We start from the raw sequence: 14,197 nt of genomic DNA on the forward strand, positions 1-14,197 counted from the left end.
ACGTGCCTGCGAGAATTCATGCGCCTGTTTAGGCCGATAGCCGCGTTGGCCCCGGTTTCGGCGAAGCTCGCGGCTGATCGTGGAGGGATGGCGGTTCATGATGCGGGCGATGTCGCGCTGCTTATGTCCGGCTTTCAGAAGGATGGCAATTTGGTATCGTTCGTCTCGGGTGAGATGTGCGTATTTCATTCCAGGCAACTTTGACTTGGCGGTCGAGGGGCTCGGATGCTCTCACATCTTGCCCACCCAACCTGTTAATCAGAGTTGCACTTCGAATTTGAACTCGCGCAATGAAATGATGGTTGGTAATTGCAATTTGTCAGCCTGCGACAAATAACAGGCAATTTAAGGTCCAAATTGCACTGTCCTTTGAATTCTTTATACAGCGAGTTTTCCCGCAATTACCGATACTCAAATTTGCCAACTGACAGTTCGTTATTTTTGCAATCGAATCGCTAATCCATATTGAATTACTCTCCTGAATTAGGTAGTATTTATCCATCCGCTTGAATCACTATCAAGCGACACAGCAAAGTTGATCGCATCCATTCCGGGTGCGGCTTATGCGAAGAAGGAGATTTAAGTCATGCAATTACCGCTTTCCGCAATTCGGCCCGGAAACAATCCGCGCAAATATTTTGACCCCGAATCCATGCGCGAACTCGAAGATTCGATTCGCGCTAACGGTGTGCTTCAGCCCATCCTTGTTCGTCCGGTCGGCGAGGACAACTACGAGATCGTGGCAGGTGAGCGCCGCTACCGCGCCGCCAGAACGGTGTTCGGTGAGGAAGGAACCATCTGCGTCGTGGTGCGCGAACTGGACGATGCCGCAGCCGAGGTTGCCGCACTGGTCGAGAATACCCTCCGTTCCGATATGTCTGTGGCCGAGGAGGCTGAAGCGGCTAGTGCTTTGGTAGGCAAGTTCAACGGTGATCGCGAACAGGTCGCCGCGGAACTTGGCTGGCCACTGAGCAAGCTCAACCGCCGCCTCGCCCTGTTGGAGGCCACACATGCCGTGCGGGATGCGCTCACTCAACGCAAAATCTCGCTCGGTCATGCCGAGTTGCTCGCCGCCGCGCCCAAGGACAAGCAGGACAAGGTGCTGGAACGGGTAATCGCCAACAGCATTCCGGTTGCGGTGCTCAAACAGCAGTTGGGAGCCATCTCCCACAACCTTGAAGCCGCTATCTTCGACAAGAGTGATTGCGGCGGTTGCGTCCACAATTCAACGCTTCAGGGACAGATGTTCACGGAAGCATTGGCGGTTGGTCACTGCACTAACCCCGCTTGCTTCAACGAGAAGACCAATGCGCGTATCGAGGGCATCGCCGCCGAACAGGGCGAGAACTATCCCCGTATCGAAATCCTCAAGGCCGGTTCTACCATCGAGGCCACGCCCCTGCTGGCGGAAGGCAAGCTCGGGGTGGGCCAGGAACAGTTTTCCGCTTGCCACGGTTGCGGCAACTTCGGATGCACCGTGTCTGCCTTGCCCGGAACCGAGGGAACCATTGAGTCGAATGTCTGCTTCGACGGCGCCTGCCATACCGGCAAGGTCTCGGCCTACATGAAGTCGCTCCAGAGCCAATCCACCGAGGCTGGCAAGGAAACCAAGGCCTCCCCCGGCGCGAAGAAGGACTCCAAGCCGAAGGCCTCCGCCAACCCCAACGCCACGCCCACGAAGCTCAAGGACTACCGCTTGAAGGTGTGGAAAGAGGCGCTCCGTGCCGAGATGGGCAAGAGCATCTACCGTGCGGGTGCCGCCCTTGCCGCCATCGCCCTGTCCGGCAACGCACGTTGCATCGCTTCAACGCGCGTCAAGGATGCGGACGAGTTCAAGGGCGTCGGCCAGATCGGCGAAGTGTTCAAGAAAATCACCGAGAAGCCGAGCGGCGAACTGTCCGGGCTGTTGGCAAAACTGCCTGTCGCCGCCGTGGAGGAACTGTCCGAGAGCGATGTGTGCAAGCTGCTTGCCGCGATGGAAGCCAATCTGTCCGAGCATTGGAGCCTCAACAAGGATTTCCTGGCCCTGCTTACCAAGAGCGAGATCGAGTCCCTCGCAGAGGAAGTCGGCCTCAAGGCCGCGATGGGCGAGAACTTCAAGAAGACGCTGTCCGGCAAGAAGGACGAAGTCATCTCGGGCCTGCTGAAGGTCGATAACTTCGACTATTCGGGAACCGTTCCCGCCGTGATGCGCTACGCGAAAGAAACCCAAGCCGTCCTGGCCTCGGTTGACACCGTGGGTTCCGAAGAAGAGGACGAATCCGCCGCAACCTGCTGTTCCGCCTAACTGGAGATTGATATGTCCCTTTTTACCCAAATTTACGAACTGGCCGAGAACGCCGCCCTGTCCATGACCTTTGTCGCCAATAAGAAAGAAGGCACCCTGACGGTCACCGTGATTCCGAAGGCACTGTCTGACAAGGCCAATCCCGTTCTCTCCACGCCCCTTTCCTTCGAGGCCACCCCGGAGGAACTGGACGCCGATTTCGCTAATGCCCTCGGCAGCTTCTCCGCCTCGCGCAAAACGCTTGCGGATGCGCTCAAGGACGCGGAAGACGTGATGGCCGCCGCCAAGGATGAAGCCACGAGCAAAGCGACCAAGGCGATGAAGAAGGCCTCGGATAAGCAGCAGTCCGCGACGGCACCTGCAACTCCCCCCGCCGGCGCCTCCCCGCAGGAAGAAACCCCGGCTCAGGCCGAAGCCCCCGCCGCCCAAGCAGAAAACCTTTTCGAGTAAGGAGCCAAGATGAACGTCCAGCAACTGGTTCGCAGTTTTTCCTATTCCGGCATCACCCTCCCCGACCCCGGTGCCCAACTGAGCGTGGAGGAGGTCAAGGATGTGTTCGCCGCGACCTATCCCGAACTCACCAGCGCCTCCATCGAAGGGCCTGAAACCGTGGGTACGAAAATGGTTTACACCTTCAAACGCGCTGTCGGGACGAAGGGCTGAACCATGCAAAGCAAGCGTCCGTTCCAAGACATGACGCGGGAAACCTTGCGGCAACACCTGACCGGGATTGCCAGCAATGGCCCATGCGAATCAGCCATCAAGGAACTGCAAGCGCATACCAGCACGGCAAAGCATTTGGGTCATGCTTTGCGGCTGAATGCCGACCCCACGCCCGTCGCCGTTCCGTCAAACGCCCTGCCCATTTTGATCTGATCGCCATGACCACTTGCCTCGCACCCCTCGCTCCCGCACCTGCGCTGATCCCCTCATTGGATGGGATTCCAGGCGAAATCGTCCTCCGTCCCGAATCAGTGTTTTGGGCCAACATCGCGCTGTGGTGCGATGAAGCTGGCATCGTCAGGGAAAGTGACTGGAGGCAGGCGAAGGACGCGCAATCACTCGCGGTATCGGCACTTGTCGCTTGGTCATCGCAATTCGTGCAGATGAAGCATCTTGGTTGTTCATTCGTCTTTGACGAAGCGGACGACCACACGTTCGAGTACGTGAGCAGTTTCGAGGATATGGCACGTGAGCGCGGCCTGAATCCTGGCGTACCGCACATCGCCGTGACGATTTTCCCGAATGGCTTTGAGGATCGGGTTATTGGGGAGCGCATCGTGTCCGTCGAGTCGGCCTGCCCCGGACTTGGAGAAACTGCCCTCGCGGCTATCGGTGCCGCGTCGTATCGCACGGTCAATGTCCTAGACCCCGCTCACGCGATGTATCTGGCCTCTATGACCTACTGGTATGGGGAGTCTGATGAAACGATGGCGCTTGAGGAAATCGCGTCGATGGGCGAAGACCCAGATTCATTCGGACTCGTCAAAAAGCAGGATTTCCTCGAACTCGCGCCGGAATGGGCTTGGTGTCCGGGCAGGAAGCTCGGCCCCAAGAAGCTCGCCAGCATCGCCAAGGACAATTCCAGCTCACCGGAAGTCCGCCGGATCGCCGCCTTGTGCCGCGAAATTTTCCGCTATCTCGCGCAAGATGCCCCCTCCCAGCGCGGCGGGATGTATGACGAAAACTGGTGTGGCTTGGCGATGGCGTTGTGGTGGGGCCATGAACCGGGTTGCATCATGCAGCGGGTCTGGGACGACCACTACAACCAAGCCATGCAGGGTGGGGAGTCTACTGAAGCCTTCGGAGTTGACCTGTTCGAGGCCACGCCGGAAGGGTTCAAGTCGTGGGTCGAGGGCAAACGCACCTGGCTAAAACTTGCATCGTTGCAGGACAGCCTGATCGACCTGATTAGCGAGGAGGTCAAGAAAGTATGAGTACCGAATCAAGAGTCCAGTTCGCGTCCGGCAGGGAGGAAAGCAGCCTCCGCGCCGTGAAGGGAATCGTTTTGTACGAATCACAGGGCGGCGGCGAAGCATTCGCCACCGTCCACGGCATCGAGGTCAACGAAGCGGGCCGCGCCACCTTCCTGCCCGGACGGGCCATGACAAACGACACGCTCGGCGAGTTGGTCGCCAAGCTGATCCCGAAGTCGAGCTACGACTACCTCCCACCGGAACTCCTTGGCCTCGGGAAAAACTGGATGGTCTGGTGGTGCCCCGCCGGTCCTCGCACCCTGTTTTTCAAAACGTCATCCGACGACCCCATTGGCGTGAGTACGGTTCGAGTGAACCTGCCACCCTTGGTGTTTGCCGTCCGTGGCCAACAGTTGTTCGTGTATGCGCTGAAAAAGAACGAAAGGCCGATACCTGGCACCGACCTTTGGATGGCTCCCTTTTACAACTTATGGGATTCGGGAAAATTATGCCGAGGCAACGCGCGTCTGCCCAAAAACCTCGCTCCAGATGCAATCCCGAAATGGGAGTCGATGTTCTTCGACAGCGTGTTCACCCACCCCAATCCGGTCACCCGCAAATTGACGCTTCATCGCAATAGCCTGACCGGACTCTGGCACGACATCGTGAAGGAACGCTGGAGCCGTTTCCCGCTGAACATGCTCGCCCCGTCCGACATGACGCTTGCCAAACTCGTCAAGGCAACCAAAACGCACCAATCCTGAATCACGGAGACACCATGAACGTCACGCCCATCAGCCCCAACGTACACACCCTGCCTTCCGATCTGCTCGGCGACGAAGTGACGATTGCACTTGTCGGGTGCGGCGGCACGGGTTCGCGCTTGCTGACCGGACTAGCCGAATTCAACGCCGCCATGACCGCCCTTGGACATCCAGGCATCCGTGTCACCGTGTTCGAAGACGATCTCGTTTCCGAGGCGAACGTGGGCAGGCAGGCGTTCTACATGGCTGATGTCGGCCTTCCCAAGGCGACTGTGCTGATGCATCGCGTCAACCTCGCCTTTGGCCTGAATTGGGATGCCGTCTGCCAGCGGTTTGGTAAGAGAATCGTTCGGACGCGCTTCGACATCGTCATCGGGGCCGTCGATTCTCGTGCCTCCCGCCGAGCCATCCACGAGTATGTGCAAGGAACGCAGGTGAATTACTGGCTCGACCTTGGCAACACGGCAGATACCGCGCAGTTCATTCTCGGGGAACCTCTCAGCCGTTGGCAAAAGGCGTGGGACCGGCCCAATCGTCTGCCCACCATCACCGACCTGTTTCCCGACATCCTCGACGAGAGCATAGCCGAAGACGACACGCCATCCTGTTCGATGGCAGAGGCGCTGGAAAGGCAGGAGCTTTTCACGAACCGCTGCGTGGCCGATGCCGCCATGAATCTGCTCTGGAGGCTGTTTCGGTACGGTCGAATCGACCATCACGGAGGCTTCCTAAATCTGCGAACCAGCCGCATGACTCCCCTGCCATGCGACAAGGATGCATGGAAACGCTTCGGTTATGTCGTGAAGGGCAAGCCGGGTCGCAAGAAAAAGGCAGCGTAGGCGTGCAGTTTTGACGGCGAAGGCGTTTTGCCTATTCCGATTCGGGGGTGCAATCCGGCATGCTGACTGGGCATTCGACATAACGACACTACAAGCGCCGGTTTCTCCGTTACGACAGAACGACGGAAGGATGGCTGAACGGCAACGTGAATTTAGGCTATGGAAAACCCAAACAACTGCGAGACCTGCGACCACATTCACCGCCCCGATGGCGGGCATTGCTACATGTTCCGTGATCCGCCCACAGAGGTTTGCTACCAGCACACAAAACGAAGGTTGAGGAGCATAAGCCTGCCCGCACTGATCGAGCGTGTACTTGCCAATGCCGACCTCAATGTCACCACACAACCGGAGCCCGTTAATGATGACGTTTGACGCCTATTTCTACCTGTTCGTGATCCTGGCCGTCGTGCTGTCGGTCTGGACGTTCCACATCGGTAAGCATCGCTTTGCGCTCCGCTGGTACATCAACCTGGTTGGAGCGGGATGGGTGGCGGTGGCCGTTTTCATGGCCGGTGCCTGGTGGCTCAGCGCCTCCGGCATCATGGCGCAGATACCCGGGCCGAATGCAGTCAAGGTCGGATTTGCAGCGCCCATGAACGCAACGATTATCGCAATGTCGTGGTACTTCATCGCTATCCAACTACCCGGCTTCATCCGACTGCTCAAAAACCGGCGTCCGTGAGTTGATAACGGCGATGAAACGTTACTTGTCGATTTTGAAGTTCCTGGCCACCGCGATGTTGGTCGTCTTGGTGAACGGGGAAGCCTTAGCGTTTGGAAGCCAGGGCCACCGGATTGTCGCGGACGTGGCCGACCACTTGCTGAATGCCAAGGCGCGCGTTCGGATCAATCACATCACAGGCGGTGAAAGCCTGGCCGATCTTTCGACCTTCATGGATGAGGAAAGAAGATCCCTGGGAAAAACGATCGCCGAATGGCATTACCAGAACCTTCCGGTGTGCAGCGCAGCTCGCCCCGAGATGGGGTGCTATCGCGGAAACTGCGTGTCCGCACAGATCATGCATATGTATGAACTCCTTGAAAGGCCCGACCTTAGCCCGGATGGACGTAAGGAGACGCTGGCTTTCCTCGTGCATCTGGTCGGTGACATCCATCAGCCCCTGCATGCCGCTGACAACCATGACCGTGGTGGCAATGATATTCGGGTCCAACTTCCTTACGGCAGGCATGAGCGGTCTCTGCACCAGGCGTGGGACAGCGACTTCATTAAGGAAGATCTGAGGGGCTGGCGCGAGGAAGACTACGCGGCGTCGCTTTCAGGCTCAAGGCCAGAGCCTTCAACCAAGCTGGACACCAACATGGTCAGCGCCTGGTTAATGGAGTCACACACACTTGCGCAACAGGTCGCGTATGGCGAAGCCGGCGGATTCAGTTGTTCAGCGAATCAGGAATATCTCACCGTGGATCAGGCTTATGACGAACATGCGCGAGCCATTCTGAGAGGGCAACTATCCAAGGCTGGACATAGGCTTGCTGGCATTTTAAACGGCCTCTTCGGGGAGTGAATTCAGTAATCCAAAGTCTTGATATACCCCTTATTTGGTGTATATTTACTTTCATGAAACTTAAAACCGACACCAGTTTTGTTGGGACACCTCCGGAAGCAGACCTTGAACGACTAGATCGTTTTCAGTCTCTCCAAGCCGGGCAGTATTGGCGAGCCTTGCTGGACGTCGTCGAGGAAGGAATCGACGAGGGCACAATGCTGCTCATCCAGTCAATTCGCTGGGTGGACGATGCCCCCCATACGATCATTCTCCGTCCCCATCCGTCGAAGATCGGAACGGACACCTATTTGCAGGTTCCTCAAGAGGACGGCACCTTCAGGAAGACATGGTTTCGTTTCGATGAGCACCGCTTCTTGCTCAAGGATTTCCTCGCGCAGTTCGAGTTCGAGCCGAACTACCAGGCCGTCCGGGGCGAAGAACTTCGTCAGATTCAAGGCAAGATCAATTCGCTGCAAGGCGAACTGATCGAAGCCCAAAGCAACCCGGCATTGCTTGCAGGTGTAGTTGAGACAGGCCTGCGCGAGCAGGAACTACAGAAAGTCGCGGCTGCTGTCACCGACGAGAAGAGTGAGACCAAACATGGTATGCCGTTGCCGGCAGTGCCCGGCAGCGATCTTGTTTCGCTCGCCACCGGAACTGTGGTTGACGCCCTCGGCACCGGCATTACCGTTGAGGGTATCGCATCGCTCAAGGAAGCGGCCAAACGAGAGCACCAGGTCGCCACCATCAAGGCTGAATGGATCCAGGGCAAGACGACCGAGATCGCCGAAACGATCAGGGCCATGACGCCCTTTTATTCAGAGCAGGCAGCGGCGGCGCTTGCGCAAACCGAGGACGTTCGCAGCTATGTGGCGAAGCTGATGCGGGGAATCGAATCTCTCGACCTGTACGTCGGCAAGGATGTTGAAGTCGAGACCATCCGCACAGGCGATGCCGCGCCGAAGGGCACGCCACTCACCTTCGTCCAGAAGAAGCTCTTGATGGACGAAGAGCTGGCGGTCTGGGCCGACATCGACGAATGGTTCGATTTCAGCAAGGAGGACAAGTTCTTCGATGCGGTACGCGAGCATGATTCCCTGGTGAACCAGATTTTCCCGACAGAGCGCTGTGTGCTGGTTATGGCCGTTACCCGCCGTGAGATCGATTACGGCAACCCCTATGAGAGCGCAGCCAAGAATGCGGAAAACAAGAAAGTTTTCCTACTTGTACGCGACGGGATGAATGTGTATCGGGTGTTTTCCCCGGTGGAAAGCCACCTCGGAGCCGCACGCCTGTTTCCGTCCAAGAATGACCAGGACCGAATATTCCGCGGCATGGACGGGAGCCAAATCAAGTTCGAGGATGTGGCCTATACAGACAAGCTGGCCGCGCACGAGAAATTCGCGCTGCACTACAAACGCTTCCTGCTGCTGGTATGCGGACTCGATCACCGCCTCAAGCTTTTCGGTGACTTCTACGAGGGTCCGCAATCGTTTCACTTCGTCTCGATGGATTTCCAGGAGAAGCATTGTCGCTTCCTGCATGACGACGACGGATCCGGCCTGCTGCCCAGCGGCGAGAATCGTTTGCCACTCAAGGAGTGGATCGCGGAAAAGAACAGCTACCTCCGCTCAGGCTCGCGCGTGCTGTGCAATTGGCGTGAAGTAATGAACCCGGATACCGCGCCAGGGGCCTGCAAGGAAGAACGTGGGCGGAGTAGCGGATTCGACCGCCGCTACTCGCCAAAGAACCGAATGGATGTCACGATCGCCTATCGCGATGGTGAATCCATTTGTGTCGATGTGGAAGTGTCTGGCTACTCGTACAGCATCCACGGCAATCGAAACTTCAATTGCAAGGTCAACCTGTCCAAGTTCAAGAATGGGCACTGGGACTACACCGACCAGCCATTCCTCTGCCTGGATGCCGTGCGCCCAGAGGAATTGCACTGGTATATCCACAATCGGGGGGAGCGTCAGAATCACCTCGCCTACATTCGCTTCTTCAAGCACGCGCTGAAGCATATCCAGGCAGAGCTGGTCGGCGAAGGTGAAACCCGCAAACGCCTGACTGAGGCGCTGGCGGACGGGAGAATCGCCAGCGGCACGGAGGCGGAAGAGATCATCAACCAGGCGGTGATCGCCTGGCGTGCGGCGAACCGGGGCAAGCCATTGCCAGAGCTTGCCGACGGCGCCGCCCCCCACGCCTGGAAATCGCTGCTCGACCAGATGTACATGCTGGCCGGCGAAGGCCAGCGTCGAACGGTCGAGATCGAGGCCTTCGTCCGTGATCTCGGCTACGACCCCCTGCGGCTCGTCCTGTCAGGCGGTGCGAAGCTGGTGGTCTATGGCGCACCACGCAGAGAGGAATGCGATGACCGGATCGATCGCCATGCCTGGGTGCATCGAATCACGGTAGAACATGGCAAGACCAAGTACATCGAAAAGTCTCGCCGCTGGGCGGTACTGCCCAAGTCGGCCGCGTCCGAGACAACCCTGCATCAATGGGAGAGTGCCGATCAGTGGTCTGGACGCGAATCCGCTTTCCCCTCGTATGAGCGCAAGCAGGAGATCCTGGAGGAAGCCGCCCATTTTTCTGCCAGGCTAAGACCGTTCACCGCGACGATGAGCACCGCAACACACTCGTTGCAGCTGGAGGACTGGGCGTGGTTCCGCGAAAGCATGATGCGCGGATCCAAGTATGTTGTGAACCCGTCAATAGCCGTGCCGATCGGTGTGGTGTACTACCCCAACAGCAAAGAACTGCGTTACCTGTGCGTTGGCTCTCACAAACCGCACGCCCTGCTTTACCAGCTTGCACCCGATGACGCTGCCCGCGCGAGCCTCCGCGATAGCTTCGTCAAGCCGTATGCCAGGAAGGACAAGGCGCGTGAGGACCTTGCCCGAGCGGTCGAAAGCGGGTCGATCTGGTCGTTGATGGAGGTCTCGATCACGGCATTCCAGTCGAATCACGGTGTTTACTGCGGTTCCGAGCATGAAATCGATGGCAAGAAGCGTTTCGATCCATCGCTTTCCACCTGGTTCGAGAGATGGAGGGTCGGGATCGAGAAATATGGCCGCGTGTGGATCGCGGATGGCGCAGTCGATGAAAACGGCAAGCTGGTGCTTGATGACCTGCTGGGCATCAAGCCGCCCGCTGGTCTCGACCCGGTGCGGGTTGTGGAGATCACGCTGCGACCAAACGAAGGCGTGGAGTCGGCGAAGTTTGCTCATTGGTTCGACATCTGTAAGGGTGAAGAAACCCCACGCAGTTCAGGTAACAGCTGGTGGCCATCCACACCATCCATGGCAGACGAATCAAAGCGGCTCGTAGAAGGGTTGGGACCAACGGGGTCGTTCATATGGACCGCACAGACCCACCATCTTGCCTCTCCCGAAGAGGCACGTGAGTTCATCAAGGGAAAGATATTTCACGTGAACGGCGCGGCCCTCAAGGCCGTCCTTGCCGCTGAGCTACCCGATGCACCTGCGGCACCCGAAGGCGCGGAGCGCTGGTATTTGGTTGAGGGGAGTGCATGACCGGAAAGCGGAAGCAGCCGACGGTAGTCAGGGTGCGCCAGGCTGGCAAGGATCATCAGGTCGTCACCGTAGAGGGCGGACGAGGCGCTTACCGGCGCAAACCATGCAGTGATTGCCCGTGGCGGATCGATGCTGTTGGCGAGTTTCCGGCCGAGGCGTTCCGTCACTCAGCGGGAACTGCCTATGATATGGCGCGCGAGACATTCGCGTGTCATCAATCCGGCACTCGAAAACCATCAATCTGTGCGGGTTTCATGCTGCGCGGCGCTACACACAACATGTCCGTGCGCCTCGGCCTTATCACTGGTCGGATCAAGAACGATGTTTGCGACGGTGGCTACGAGCTACATGAAAGCTACCGCGCCATGGCCGTGGCCAACGGCATTGATCCGGATGATCCGGTGCTTTGGCCGTGCAGGCAATGAGAATTGGACGTTTAAATACCGCTGCACATTGTTCAGGGCGAGCACTTTGTAGCGTCGAGTCGCTGAATGGACGCGATGAAAAAAGAGGAGAGCACGAAATGATCGAATGTGACCTGGCGAAGACTCCGTTGACGGCTAACGCACTAGCAAAAGCTCCGGATGCGTCTGGCAACTTACAGAAAATGGTGTTACGGAAGAGGCGATGTGTAGCAATTTTATGGGCGCTGGGGATCACCGGGCTGGGAGTGGTAGTCGTTTTGTGGAAGGCCTGGTCGCTCGGCGGTGATGCAGTTGCACTTGCAACTGTGGCTGCCGCTGTTGCTGCAGCAGCAATTGTGATCGCTGTAGGTGTGGATACCTTTGCGGCTTCAAGAGCGTACGTTCTCCGTGAACGACAGATTGAGAATACCGACAACCGAGCCCGCCTCGGCTATCAGCCGGCTCCAGAAAAGAAGAGCCTGCTCAGGAAGGCTGCATAGTCAAGGAGAAGAGCATGTCACATCCCATTGCTGACGCCAGGATAATCGACGCTCGTGAACATTTCCGGCCGCCGGGAATTGTTTACAAGGTTCAGATCCGTGTGAGCGTGAACGCAAGATTTCTTTTGGCCGTCGTGAAATGCCTCCTTACCCGTAAGGAGTTGCGGATAAACCATACGTTCACGAATGACCCGTTATTGAATGGAGACTTTGAGTGAACGCTAATCAACGCCGGTTCGTATCCGGAAACGACAGCAAAGCCGAACAGGCAGAACGAGTTGTCAGATTCAGCAGAAACAAGAGGGGCCGCGACTTTGTGATCGGAGACATCCACGGCACTTTCGACCTGGTGCTTGCCGCGATGGAACAAGCCGGATTCAACCCGGAAATCGACCGACTCTTCAGTGTCGGAGATCTTATTGATCGCGGGAACGGATCGCATCGCTGTGCGGCATTTCTGGCCAAACCCTACGTCCACTCGGTACGGGGCAATCACGAAGACATGCTCATCGATCTGTATGCGGAGGGAACGCCCTCTCCGGAAGTACTGCGGGTCGCCGCCCGCTATAACGGCTTCAATTGGTGGCTCGATTTGCCTGAGACTGAGCGGCAGGAGATCCTGGCCGCCATCAGGAAGCTGCCCCTGGCCATCGAAATCGAAACGGATCGGGGTACGGTCGGCGTGATCCATGCCGACGTGCCACTCGGCATGGCATGGTGCGAATTTCTCGGGATGCTGAATGTTGGCGATCCCGCCGTCATCAAGACCTGTCTCTGGGGACGAGACCGGCTTCGCCTGGGGGACATGACCGGGGTCCACGGTGTAGGCAGACTTTTTGTCGGTCACACACCGCAATGGGGCAACCTTACGAGAGCTGGCAACGTCTATGCGCTCGATACGGGGGCCGTTTTCGGCCAGACGGGGATGAAGGAGGAGGGCCATCTCACGATGGCCCAGGTGATGACGCGAACTGAGGTGCTCACCGCGCCGCACCGGAAGCCGGGGCTGGTTAATCTGTTCGACGAGGCTGTCCCGGCGGATGGCTCGTTCGGTCAGTACGCGACCAAGGCCGCATAGGAGAGGACGAGCATGAGGAGCGAACTGCCAAAGGATCCGCCGCCTGGCCTGTTGATGAGTATGGCGATCCGCTACGACCACGGTCTTGGGTGTCCGGGCTATTACGACAACTTTCCTCGCTTTGAGGGCGACAACCATCAGAAGCGTCTCGAATCGACGCTCCGCACGATGCGCCAGATCTACGAGGAAGTCAGCGGCTTTGGCTTCTACGCGCCGGAGCGCGAAGCTGAGTACGCTGCAATGATGCCCGATGACTTCGCATGCGGATGATGAAAATGAATGACGTGCAAATGAAAAATTCACGGGACGCGAACACCACGCTTGAGGGCATCAGGGTTGAGCAAGGGCAGATTTGGCTTGACCTCGACAAGCGCATGAATGGCCGGCACGTCCGTGTCGTTTCCGTGGCAGACGGCAAGGCCAAGGTATCGCGCACCAATCCGAATAGTGGCTGGACGAGCGACAACACCACGACATTGTCCGTCAGACGCATGCATAAAAGCAGCACTGGCTGGGCGCTATTGAAAGGGGCAACCCCATGACCATGACCTACTACGTGATTCTGGGCAGTGTGTACGCGGCTTACGTGCTGGGCGTGATGCACGGGAAAAAACACGAGCACTGGGCAAACGTCGTCATGGCTCTTGCAATTGGCGCTCTGTGGCCGGTTGCCGTGCTGTACGGAATCTACCTGCAGCATTTTGCCCGCGCCAAGGGCGAGTAATCACCAACTGGGAGCATCAACAGCAAATCCAACGGACTGACGGACATGAGTGAAATTATTTCTTATCGCGCAATTCAGGCGTCGCTCGAGCGATGCATGGCGGCCCAGCCGCCTGAAGGCATCGAGTGCAGCTTGAGCCGCGATGCAAGCCTGCTCGGGGACATCGTTGGTGAAATGATCTGGCGCAAGCTGATCGATATTCCGATGAATGCTGTGACCGGAAAGCACTTGGATGCACTGAACCGGTGGATCGTTGTCGATAAACAGGAGGAAGAAAATGCTGATGCCGCATGAAGCGCAAGGCTATAGCGAGTGGGTCGTGACCAATTTCCTGACGGTCCCGGTGCTGATGATTTCAGGGGTGCTGATGGTCGTAACAATCGGTGCGGTGGTTAACTTGCTCAGTAATCCTCAATTGCTAAGAAATGCCGCCATTCTCGTTCGGCTTGGATTGTTGACGCTACTGGATGGTTGCATGACATGGTACGGGGTGCAGGTTGTCCTGCAATCATCATGGGTCCATGTGTTGACGTTCGGAAACGCTCTTTGGGTGGTCACCCCTACTGTACTTACCGGACTTATCGTTGTTTCCCTTTTACACAGGGAACAGACACCGGCTGACAACCAGTAAAGGA

19 protein-coding genes are annotated in these 14,197 nt (G+C 57.5%); 18 read left to right on the forward strand and 1 reads right to left on the reverse strand.

The window, feature by feature from the left end; genetic code table 11:
• Positions 1-189: helix-turn-helix domain-containing protein (locus B059_RS21690; protein ID WP_272867471.1), on the reverse strand; the 189-nt coding region annotated here is incomplete at its 3' end.
• A 397-nt stretch (positions 190-586) separates the two neighbouring features.
• On the opposite strand from B059_RS21690, the gene B059_RS19300 reads away from it, so the two are divergent.
• From B059_RS19300 to B059_RS0115335, 18 genes are all read left to right on the forward strand, one after another.
• On the forward strand, positions 587-2,287 hold the full coding sequence (locus tag B059_RS19300) for a PRTRC system ParB family protein (RefSeq protein ID WP_018079117.1): 1,701 nt from the start codon (positions 587-589) through the stop codon (positions 2,285-2,287).
• 12 nt (positions 2,288-2,299) lie between these two features.
• Positions 2,300-2,737: a PRTRC system protein E gene (locus B059_RS19305; protein WP_018079118.1), complete on the forward strand. Its 438-nt coding sequence runs from the start codon at positions 2,300-2,302 to the stop codon at positions 2,735-2,737.
• 9 nt (positions 2,738-2,746) lie between these two features.
• A complete protein-coding gene (locus tag B059_RS0115260) occupies positions 2,747-2,950 on the forward strand; it encodes a PRTRC system protein C (protein ID WP_018079119.1) in 204 nt (67 codons plus the stop codon).
• Between the two features lie 3 nt (positions 2,951-2,953).
• Complete coding sequence (locus B059_RS20895; protein ID WP_026177577.1) at positions 2,954-3,163, forward strand: hypothetical protein; 210 nt, start codon at positions 2,954-2,956, stop codon at positions 3,161-3,163.
• A gap of 5 nt (positions 3,164-3,168) precedes the next feature.
• A complete protein-coding gene (locus B059_RS0115270; protein ID WP_018079121.1) occupies positions 3,169-4,224 on the forward strand; it encodes a PRTRC system protein F in 1,056 nt (351 codons plus the stop codon).
• Positions 4,221-4,967 (forward strand): PRTRC system protein B, encoded by a 747-nt coding sequence (locus tag B059_RS20000; protein WP_018079122.1) that lies wholly within the window; start codon positions 4,221-4,223, stop codon positions 4,965-4,967. Before B059_RS0115270 ends, B059_RS20000 begins: the two co-directional genes overlap by 4 nt.
• Positions 4,968-4,981: 14 nt before the next feature.
• A complete protein-coding gene (locus B059_RS0115280; protein ID WP_018079123.1) occupies positions 4,982-5,806 on the forward strand; it encodes a PRTRC system ThiF family protein in 825 nt (274 codons plus the stop codon).
• Between the two features lie 361 nt (positions 5,807-6,167).
• Positions 6,168-6,491, forward strand: coding sequence for a hypothetical protein (locus B059_RS0115285; RefSeq protein WP_018079124.1), 324 nt, complete (start codon positions 6,168-6,170; stop codon positions 6,489-6,491).
• Positions 6,492-6,504: 13 nt separating this feature from the next.
• Complete coding sequence (locus B059_RS20005) at positions 6,505-7,335, forward strand: S1/P1 nuclease (protein ID WP_018079125.1); 831 nt, start codon at positions 6,505-6,507, stop codon at positions 7,333-7,335.
• Between the two features lie 53 nt (positions 7,336-7,388).
• The gene (locus B059_RS19320; protein WP_051068537.1) at positions 7,389-10,856 is read left to right on the forward strand and encodes a hypothetical protein; all 3,468 of its coding nucleotides are present in this window, start codon (positions 7,389-7,391) and stop codon (positions 10,854-10,856) included.
• Entirely contained in the window at positions 10,853-11,281 is a 429-nt protein-coding gene (locus tag B059_RS0115300; protein ID WP_026177579.1) for a DUF6283 family protein, read from the forward strand. The genes B059_RS19320 and B059_RS0115300 overlap by 4 nt, the downstream gene beginning before the upstream one ends.
• A 98-nt stretch (positions 11,282-11,379) precedes the next feature.
• A complete protein-coding gene (locus tag B059_RS20900; protein WP_157273745.1) occupies positions 11,380-11,760 on the forward strand; it encodes a hypothetical protein in 381 nt (126 codons plus the stop codon).
• A gap of 214 nt (positions 11,761-11,974) precedes the next feature.
• Entirely contained in the window at positions 11,975-12,838 is an 864-nt protein-coding gene (locus tag B059_RS0115310; protein WP_018079129.1) for a metallophosphoesterase, read from the forward strand.
• Between the two features lie 12 nt (positions 12,839-12,850).
• Positions 12,851-13,108, forward strand: coding sequence for a hypothetical protein (locus B059_RS0115315; RefSeq protein WP_026177580.1), 258 nt, complete (start codon positions 12,851-12,853; stop codon positions 13,106-13,108).
• Between the two features lie 5 nt (positions 13,109-13,113).
• Positions 13,114-13,380: a DUF6354 family protein gene (locus B059_RS0115320; RefSeq protein ID WP_157273746.1), complete on the forward strand. Its 267-nt coding sequence runs from the start codon at positions 13,114-13,116 to the stop codon at positions 13,378-13,380.
• Positions 13,377-13,562, forward strand: coding sequence for a hypothetical protein (locus tag B059_RS0115325; protein ID WP_018079132.1), 186 nt, complete (start codon positions 13,377-13,379; stop codon positions 13,560-13,562). Before B059_RS0115320 ends, B059_RS0115325 begins: the two co-directional genes overlap by 4 nt.
• A gap of 45 nt (positions 13,563-13,607) precedes the next feature.
• Positions 13,608-13,856 carry a hypothetical protein gene (locus B059_RS0115330; RefSeq protein ID WP_157273747.1) on the forward strand — a complete coding sequence of 83 codons (249 nt, stop codon included), beginning with the start codon at positions 13,608-13,610 and terminating at the stop codon, positions 13,854-13,856.
• The gene (locus B059_RS0115335; protein ID WP_018079134.1) at positions 13,840-14,193 is read left to right on the forward strand and encodes a hypothetical protein; all 354 of its coding nucleotides are present in this window, start codon (positions 13,840-13,842) and stop codon (positions 14,191-14,193) included. The genes B059_RS0115330 and B059_RS0115335 overlap by 17 nt, the downstream gene beginning before the upstream one ends.
• Positions 14,194-14,197 lie beyond the last annotated feature (4 nt).

It is taken from the genome of Thiobacillus denitrificans DSM 12475 (assembly GCF_000376425.1).
GTDB lineage: Bacteria > Pseudomonadota > Gammaproteobacteria > Burkholderiales > Thiobacillaceae > Thiobacillus > Thiobacillus denitrificans.

Bases quoted from the DNA above. Each gene is read 5' to 3' on its own strand.
- B059_RS19300 (WP_018079117.1), top strand. From the start codon at position 587: ATGCAATTACCGCTTTCCGCAATTCGGCCCGGAAACAATCCGCGCAAA.
- B059_RS19305 (WP_018079118.1), top strand. From the start codon at position 2,300: ATGTCCCTTTTTACCCAAATTTACGAACTGGCCGAGAACGCCGCCCTG.
- B059_RS0115260 (WP_018079119.1), top strand. From the start codon at position 2,747: ATGAACGTCCAGCAACTGGTTCGCAGTTTTTCCTATTCCGGCATCACC.
- B059_RS20895 (WP_026177577.1), top strand. From the start codon at position 2,954: ATGCAAAGCAAGCGTCCGTTCCAAGACATGACGCGGGAAACCTTGCGG.
- B059_RS0115270 (WP_018079121.1), top strand. From the start codon at position 3,169: ATGACCACTTGCCTCGCACCCCTCGCTCCCGCACCTGCGCTGATCCCC.
- B059_RS20000 (WP_018079122.1), top strand. From the start codon at position 4,221: ATGAGTACCGAATCAAGAGTCCAGTTCGCGTCCGGCAGGGAGGAAAGC.
- B059_RS0115280 (WP_018079123.1), top strand. From the start codon at position 4,982: ATGAACGTCACGCCCATCAGCCCCAACGTACACACCCTGCCTTCCGAT.
- B059_RS0115285 (WP_018079124.1), top strand. From the start codon at position 6,168: ATGATGACGTTTGACGCCTATTTCTACCTGTTCGTGATCCTGGCCGTC.
- B059_RS20005 (WP_018079125.1), top strand. From the start codon at position 6,505: ATGAAACGTTACTTGTCGATTTTGAAGTTCCTGGCCACCGCGATGTTG.
- B059_RS19320 (WP_051068537.1), top strand. From the start codon at position 7,389: ATGAAACTTAAAACCGACACCAGTTTTGTTGGGACACCTCCGGAAGCA.
- B059_RS0115300 (WP_026177579.1), top strand. From the start codon at position 10,853: ATGACCGGAAAGCGGAAGCAGCCGACGGTAGTCAGGGTGCGCCAGGCT.
- B059_RS20900 (WP_157273745.1), top strand. From the start codon at position 11,380: ATGATCGAATGTGACCTGGCGAAGACTCCGTTGACGGCTAACGCACTA.
- B059_RS0115315 (WP_026177580.1), top strand. From the start codon at position 12,851: ATGAGGAGCGAACTGCCAAAGGATCCGCCGCCTGGCCTGTTGATGAGT.
- B059_RS0115320 (WP_157273746.1), top strand. From the start codon at position 13,114: ATGAATGACGTGCAAATGAAAAATTCACGGGACGCGAACACCACGCTT.
- B059_RS0115325 (WP_018079132.1), top strand. From the start codon at position 13,377: ATGACCATGACCTACTACGTGATTCTGGGCAGTGTGTACGCGGCTTAC.
- B059_RS0115330 (WP_157273747.1), top strand. From the start codon at position 13,608: ATGAGTGAAATTATTTCTTATCGCGCAATTCAGGCGTCGCTCGAGCGA.
- B059_RS0115335 (WP_018079134.1), top strand. From the start codon at position 13,840: ATGCTGATGCCGCATGAAGCGCAAGGCTATAGCGAGTGGGTCGTGACC.